Here is a 7,006-nt window from a genome sequence, read left to right as displayed (position 1 = left end):
GGGAGGGGTGCTCTTCGCAGTAAACCAGCACCTCAAACATCCCCAGCTTCGCAGCTAACGCAGCTCCTACAAAAGCACGCTACGAGCCTCCAGACCTACAACGAACTACAAACAGCCACATAATTCCCCTGGCTGATATTCAAATACTTAACCCCGTTGTAGTACTTGTACCCAACGCCCATCACCCGATGCCCATCCTCGGTAGGGAACACCACAAACTCATACTCATCCCCAAACAGCGGATCAGCAGGCGTAAAGCTCAAATTGACCTTGTCGCCAAGATCATCGTGCTTCCGCTTCCAGGTCATCTTCCCCTGCAAGTCCTCGCCCAGCAGCTTTACCTGCGCCCGCTGCGTCTTGGTATCCCAGGAGATCACCTCCGGGCCAATCGAATCACCCTCGATCTTGCAGATGGTTGTCTGGCCAAAAGCCGGCGCAGCAACGCCCAGCAGAAGAAGGGCAGCCAGGCGAGATGGTTTGAATCGCATTGAGTTAAGTCCAGTAGTTCGGGCCAGCGTTGCTCCGCAACGCCGTGCCGCGTTGTACCAGACCCACCCAGTTGAAAGCCATCGCCAAAGCCACCGGTGCGATCACTCCGCCAGATACGCATCCGTAGCAAGCACCCGCCCATACCCGAACTCAAACGACGCCATCATCGCCGCATGCACCTGCGCAGCCGGCGCCACGACGCCGTTGAACTCCAGGTCACGCGTGGCGCAGGCATCGTGCAGCACGGTGACCGCATAGCCCATGTCGGCCGACGCACGCACCACCGCATCCACGCACATATGGCTCATCGCACCAACTACCACCACGTCCTCGATACCGCGCGCTTCAAGCTGCTGCTTAAGATCGGTATCGCGGAACGAATTGACGTGGTTCTTGACGATCACCGGCTCATCGCCGATGGGCGCGACAGCGGCCATGATCCGCACCCCGTCCGAGCCGGGCACGAAGATCGGCGCATCACTGCTTGCGGATTCATGGCGGACATGCAGCACCGGCACGCCCTTGGTCCGCGCATCGGCAACCACGCGCACCGCATTGGCGGTGGCGGCATCAATGCCCACCAAAGGCAGCTTTCCGGTGGCGAGGTATTCATTCTGAAGATCGACGACGATAATGGCGCGCTTGCTCATGTACGGCTCCCTGATGGGTGGTTGAATGGTGTGGGAGAAGTCTCCGCGACCGGCCTGCCACCACGAAGAGGCGCTACCGACATTCTTGAGGGCTGTACCGACAGATGCGCACCGACGGTCACATCCAAGTGGGAATCCTGCTGTATCCCGGCGCCCAGCTGGCGGCGGTGCTCGGCCTGACCGACCTGTTCGCCCTGGCCGGCCGGCTCGCCAGTGAACGCGCAGCACCCGCCACGCCCGAACTGCAGGTCACGCACTGGCGCATCGAAGCGCCCGGCCAAGCGCCGCAAGTCGTCTACAGCTCAAGCCAGCAACCAACCGGCACACCGCAGGTAATGATCCTGCCGCCCAGCATGCAGCCGCCGATTTCGCCCGAAGCCGCCACGCCCTACCTGGGCTGGCTGCGCGCACTGCACGACGATGGCACCACGCTCGCATCGGTCTGCGCCGGCGCATTCCTGCTGGCCGAAACCGGGCGCCTGGCCGGCCGCACCATCACCACCAACTGGCAATACGCCGAACTGCTGGCCGCGCGCTTTCCGGACGTGACGCTGGACGTGGACCAGATGCTCATCGACGGCGGCGACATCTTCAGCGCAGGCGGCGCCATGGCCTGGACCGACCTCGGCCTGCGGCTGGTAGACCGCTACCTCGGCGCCGCAGTGATGCTGGATGTCGCACGCACGCTGTTGATCGATCCCCCCGGTCGCCAACAGCGCTACTACAGCAGTTTCTCGCCACGCATGACGCACGGCGACGCCGCAGTGCTGGCGGTGCAGCAATGGCTGCACGACACCCACGCGAAGCAGGTTGCATCCGCCGAGCTCGCACAGCGCGCAGGACTGGAAGAGCGCACCTTCCTGCGCCGCTTCCAGAAAGCAACCGGCATGACTGCCACCGAATACTCCCAGCGCGTACGCGTAGCCCGTGCACGGGAGATGCTGCAGACCAGTAATGTGCCGCTGGAGCGGATTGCCTGGGACGTGGGGTACAGCGACCCGGGGTCGTTCCGGAAGGTGTTCAGGAGGGTTGTGGGGTTGTCGCCGGGGGAGTATCGGAGGCGGTTTGATGGGCGGTGATGGAATTGTGGTGAGTAGAACTTCCCCCGTTCTATTGATGCTCTCGATAGCTTCCTTGTGCTCTTTCGGCCGCTTACGACCAATAATGGAAACTCCCAAATGCCTAGTCGTCACAATGCAGACCTGACTTCGCCTCTTGGGTGCCAAAAGTTCGGCGTCTATCTCTCTTGGGAGAAAGATCAAAATAACGCTATTCCTAATTTTGATTCCGTGATTAACTGGGAGAATGGAAACTTGGTTTGGATCGTCTTCATCGAGACGGGCAGCAGACAGATGGAAGTCGGCTTCAAAGGAGGAAATAAATGGATGTTGATGTCGATTTTTACCGCGATAATGTTGTTTACCGCAGTTGGGCCGATCACACCCTAAATTTTTCTGTCGAAGGGCCAGCCAATGGGTTCGCTGGATTTCGGAAGCCTCAACGCGCTGCTGCGTTTTCTGTCTTTTCCCATCTCGATTCCGATCCCGAAGTGCCAGGGATCGTTGTTATGCCTACCGGCACGGGAAAAACGGACACAATTTTCGCAGTCATCATAGCCGGGCGGTTCCGACGTACGCTGCTGATCGTGCCATCCGATGCGCTTCGAACCCAGATAGGCGATCGATTGGCAAGCTTGCAACGTCTAAGGGTCATCAACGCGATTTCCGACGACGTTCTTTCACCCATTGTCCATCGCATCGATGGTCGCGATGTTGCAGTCGACGCGCAAGCCATCGAAGCCTCCAATGTCACCATCGCGACGCCTGCCGCGTTGGCGCAACTAGATGACAACGAACTAGAAGCCTTTGCAGCGCACTTCAGTCACCTCATATTTGACGAGGCTCACCACGTCGCCGCCATGACGTGGGGGCGAATTCGAAACGCTTTCGGCTCCAAACCAGCCATCTATTTCACTGCGACGCCGTTCCGGCTCGATCAGCGACGGCTGGAGGGCAAGATCATCTTCAACTATAGCTTGAGCCAAGCGCAGCGAGACAATTACTTCCAGAAAATCGATTTCTTCCCTGTTCGCGAATATGTAATCAGCGAGATTGATCGGACCATTGCAGTCAAAGCTGTTGAGTTGCTAACCCGCGATATAGAAGCAGGTTTCGATCACATTCTCATGGCGCGGTGCGCCAAGATATCTAAGGCTAACCGGATCATAGAGCTGTACCGTGAGTTAGGGCCGGAGTTTGAACCAGTTGTAATCCACAGCAAAGGCAGTAGAACAAAGGAGCGAGATCTAGAGCGCATACGGACCCGGCAAAGTCGTATCGTGGTTTGCGTCGACATGTTCGGCGAGGGTTTTGATTTGCCCGAGCTAAAGATCGCCGCAATCCATGATCAGCATCAAAGCCCAGCGGTCACGCTGCAGTTTATTGGTAGGCTGACCCGAACGGACACACGACTGGGAACCGCAAAGTTCGTCGCCAACATCGCCAACCAGCGTGCTGACAGCCCCATGAAGCGTCTCTTTGAAGAAAGCGCGGACTGGAGTTTAATCATTCGTGAAGTCAGCACTGAGCGAATCGGACGCGAGCTGCAGCGCCAGGAATTTGAATCAAAGTTCGAAGGTGATTCTGAGGGAGCGAAGATCGCGGCTCTCAATCCAGCACCTAACATCAGCTGCCTCGCCTACCGCCTCACGAGATCGAGCTGGCGTCCCCGTGCCGTAAAGAGCCTAGGGTCGCCGAGCGAGACGCTTCATTTGCACTCGGTGAGCGATGACGAATCGATTGTAATGGCTGTTTCCCATGAGAACGCTCCCATTGGCTGGGCAGAAAGCGAGTCTATTTATGGCTCGACTTGGCACCTATATCTCGCCTACTACCGGCAAAGCGATTCAACTCTCTTCATCTCTTGCACTGGGGACGAACGACAGACCTCGCGTTTTCAGGCCCTTGTTGCACCGTCGGCACGTCGCATCAACGGCGACGACGTCTTTCGCATCATGTATGGGATTAAACGACTGAAGCTACAGAACGTTGGCCTTAGCAGATCCGGTCGTGACGTGCGCTTTACCATGCACGTTGGACAAGATGTCAACCGGGTCATGGACGACCTTGAGAGTGGTCGCTCTATCAAGTCCAACATTTTTGGCGTTGGACACGCAGACGGTGAGAGCACTACTGCAGGGTGTTCGGCCAAGGGAAAGCTCTGGAAGATGGATTCCGGCACCATTGACGATTGGGTGCGTTGGTGTGATGTCGTCGCCTCGAAGATCAATAACTCCGCAATCGATACAGCCGCCATTCTTCGAAACGTCATGCGGGCGGAGAAGCTAAGTGGCCGTTGGCCGGACGGAATTTTCTTCGCCGACTGGCCTGATGCGCTAGGTATTGAAACCGAGGGCCGCTGTGCGATCACCGTCAATGGGGAATCCTATCCATTGCTGGATATCAAACTCGGACAGCCAGTCAAGGAAAGTGATGACACCCTAGCCATTGTATTGTCGGCCATTTCGCACAACGGCGACGAACGGACTCTGACAACCATTCGGATCCACCTTGAGAGTGATGGCTATCGGTATTCGAGTGGCCGAGCCACTTTGCTCATTGGCAGTAAAGAGCATGATCTCAATGACTACTTGGATCGCGAACGCATGCGATTCCTACAGGCAGACGGGTCCATCCTCATCGGGAACTATCGCTACTTCACCCACGCCACGCTTAATGTCCCGTTGCCGGCCACTCTTCTATCGACCTGGAATTGGGGAAGCACCAACATCCACAGGGAGTCGATGGCCCATCCCTTGGATTTCGATTCGGTCCAAGGCTTCACATTTCAGAAGATCATCGATGGCTATGACATTATCTTCAACGATGACGGGGCCGGTGAGATTGCTGACCTCGTCGCGATCCGGGAAGCTCCTGATCACATCGCGGTGGATCTCTATCACTGTAAATACTGCGGTAGCGGTCGACGACCGGGGGCGCGGGTGGATGATGCGTATGTGGTAGCTGGTCAGGCAAGCAGGTCTGCGAAATGGCTACATAAAGGCCCCGCACTCTTTCAAAGACTGCTAGATCGTTATAGCGCGGGCGAAGGCAGTGGTGCCCAAAGATTGCTGAAAGGCACGCCGGCGCAGATCGACATCTTGAGGCTTAAAGCGCGGGATATTGAAATGCGAATGGGGTTCTTCATTGTGCAGCCTGCATTCTCTGCCGCTAGTGTTACGGATAGTGTCATGACCGTGCTTGGTACTAGTTACATGTATCTGCGTGATGTTGCGAACGTCGACTTAAGAGTGATTGCTAGCCCTTGAGGCAACTCGATTGCTCACGTAAGCATAGACATGAAATGCACGCAATGAGTTGGGGGTACGTCGCCCTCACCCCAACCCCTCTCCCGGAGGGAGAGGGGCTTTGGTCATGCGGGGGCGGGGCTAGCCGGTTGCCTGACAGGTTGTTGCGTGCGGCCTTGTTGGCTCCAGCGTTAGTCGCTGCACATCCGAGAACAGCTGCTCCACCGGCATGCCGTAGGGCGCGAACAAACGCAGCCGTCCTTGGCGATCGAATATATAGCAGCCTGCGGTGTGGCTCATCGAATAGGCGCCTGGGTGCTTGCCTTCTTCGCGGTCGTAGAAGGCTTTGAAGGATGCTGCCATTGCAGCCAGTTGCTGGTCGTTGCCTACCAGGGCGGTTGCGGGGGGGGGGGCGAAGGCTTTTACATAGGTTTCGGCAACGGCCGGGGTGTCAAGGGCCGGGTCCACAGTGACGAAGATCACCTGCAGTTTGTCGGCGTCCGAACCCATCAGGTGCTTTACGCGGTTCAATTCCACCATGGTGGTGGGGCAGACGTCCGGGCAGCTGGTGAAGCCGAAGATGAGATAGGTCACTTTGCCGTTGAGGTCGGCCGGGCTGCGGCTTACGCCTGTGCTGTCGGGCATCGTCCATTGCTGGCCGAGCGCTTCGCAGGCGATGTCCTTGCCGTAGAAATCCACCTTGGGTTTTGCGGCGCAGGCGACCAGCAGCAAGGTGGCGGCGCTTATCGCGATGGTGGACAGGTGCAGTTTGCGGGCCAGTGCGGCGAGGCCGGTGTCGGAGGTGTTGGTGCGGGACATGGCTATGGTCGATGAAGGACGGACAGCCGAACTACATGCAACGGGCCGGCAGTGTGTGCCGGCCCGTTGCGTGCGTCAGTTGACCATCATATGGAAGTGCATGCTCCAGATGATCCAGATGGAGAGCGCTACCACGATGAAAAGAATGACCAGGGTGAAAACAAAACTGGCCAGGTTCCAGCCGCCCTCCGAGGAGCGGTTCATGTGCAGGAAGTACACCAGCTGCACGATGATCTGCACGACGGCAAAGCCGACCAGCAGGGCCATCGTCAGTGGCCGCGACAGCGTCGGGTTCATCACCAGCATGAAGGGGATGACGGTGAGCACGGCGCAGATCACGAAGCCGATCAGGTAGGACTTGGTGGAGCCATGTCCGCTGCCGGCGCGGGAGGTGTCGTTGTCGGACATGTTCAGAACACTCCAATCAGATAGACAAAGGTGAAGACGCAGATCCAGACCAGGTCCAGGAAGTGCCAGAACAGGCTGAGGCAGGAGATGCGGGTGACGTTGGTCGGGGTGAGGCCGCGACGCTTCACCTGGTGCATCACCACCGCCATCCAGATCAGGCAGATCAACCGCGAACAGCACCCCTCCCCAACCCTCCCCTTGCCTGCGGCAAAGGGAGGGGGTGTAGTGCCGAGCCATGCTCGGCAGGGGCCTTACAAGCAATGCTGGAATGTAGTGCCGAGCCATGCTCGGCAGGGGCATTGCGAGCCATGTTTCAGGAGCGGCATACGCCGCG

General features: G+C 57.9%; 6 protein-coding genes and 1 pseudogene. 2 read left to right on the top strand and 5 right to left on the bottom strand.

What is annotated here, in order from left to right; translation table 11 throughout:
* Positions 1-95: 95 nt before the first annotated feature.
* Together B2527_RS07515 and B2527_RS07510 are read right to left on the bottom strand one after the other, a co-directional pair.
* Positions 96-488, bottom strand: coding sequence for a hypothetical protein (locus B2527_RS07515; protein ID WP_293707524.1), 393 nt, complete (start codon positions 486-488; stop codon positions 96-98).
* A 102-nt stretch (positions 489-590) separates the two neighbouring features.
* On the bottom strand, positions 591-1,139 hold the full coding sequence (locus B2527_RS07510; RefSeq protein ID WP_293707521.1) for a cysteine hydrolase family protein: 549 nt from the start codon (positions 1,137-1,139) through the stop codon (positions 591-593).
* Between the two features lie 128 nt (positions 1,140-1,267).
* Here B2527_RS07510 and B2527_RS07505 point away from each other — a divergent pair, with 128 nt between their 5' ends.
* On the top strand, positions 1,268-2,218 hold the full coding sequence (locus B2527_RS07505) for a GlxA family transcriptional regulator (RefSeq protein ID WP_293707519.1): 951 nt from the start codon (positions 1,268-1,270) through the stop codon (positions 2,216-2,218).
* A gap of 302 nt (positions 2,219-2,520) precedes the next feature.
* Complete coding sequence (locus tag B2527_RS07500) at positions 2,521-5,466, top strand: DEAD/DEAH box helicase (protein WP_293707516.1); 2,946 nt, start codon at positions 2,521-2,523, stop codon at positions 5,464-5,466.
* Between the two features lie 120 nt (positions 5,467-5,586).
* On the opposite strand, the gene B2527_RS07495 is transcribed toward B2527_RS07500, so the two are convergent.
* From B2527_RS07495 to B2527_RS07485, 3 genes and pseudogenes are all read right to left on the bottom strand, one after another.
* Positions 5,587-6,264: an SCO family protein gene (locus B2527_RS07495; RefSeq protein WP_293707514.1), complete on the bottom strand. Its 678-nt coding sequence runs from the start codon at positions 6,262-6,264 to the stop codon at positions 5,587-5,589.
* A gap of 75 nt (positions 6,265-6,339) precedes the next feature.
* Positions 6,340-6,672, bottom strand: coding sequence for a cytochrome o ubiquinol oxidase subunit IV (gene cyoD / locus B2527_RS07490; RefSeq protein WP_057627619.1), 333 nt, complete (start codon positions 6,670-6,672; stop codon positions 6,340-6,342).
* Positions 6,673-6,674: 2 nt separating this feature from the next.
* Positions 6,675-6,830, bottom strand: a pseudogene (locus B2527_RS07485) (cytochrome o ubiquinol oxidase subunit III); the annotation flags it as partial.
* Positions 6,831-7,006 lie beyond the last annotated feature (176 nt).

Source organism: Stenotrophomonas sp. UBA7606, from assembly GCF_002477705.1.
Taxonomy (GTDB): domain Bacteria; phylum Pseudomonadota; class Gammaproteobacteria; order Xanthomonadales; family Xanthomonadaceae; genus Stenotrophomonas.
This window is presented reverse-complemented; position numbering and strand designations above follow the sequence as displayed.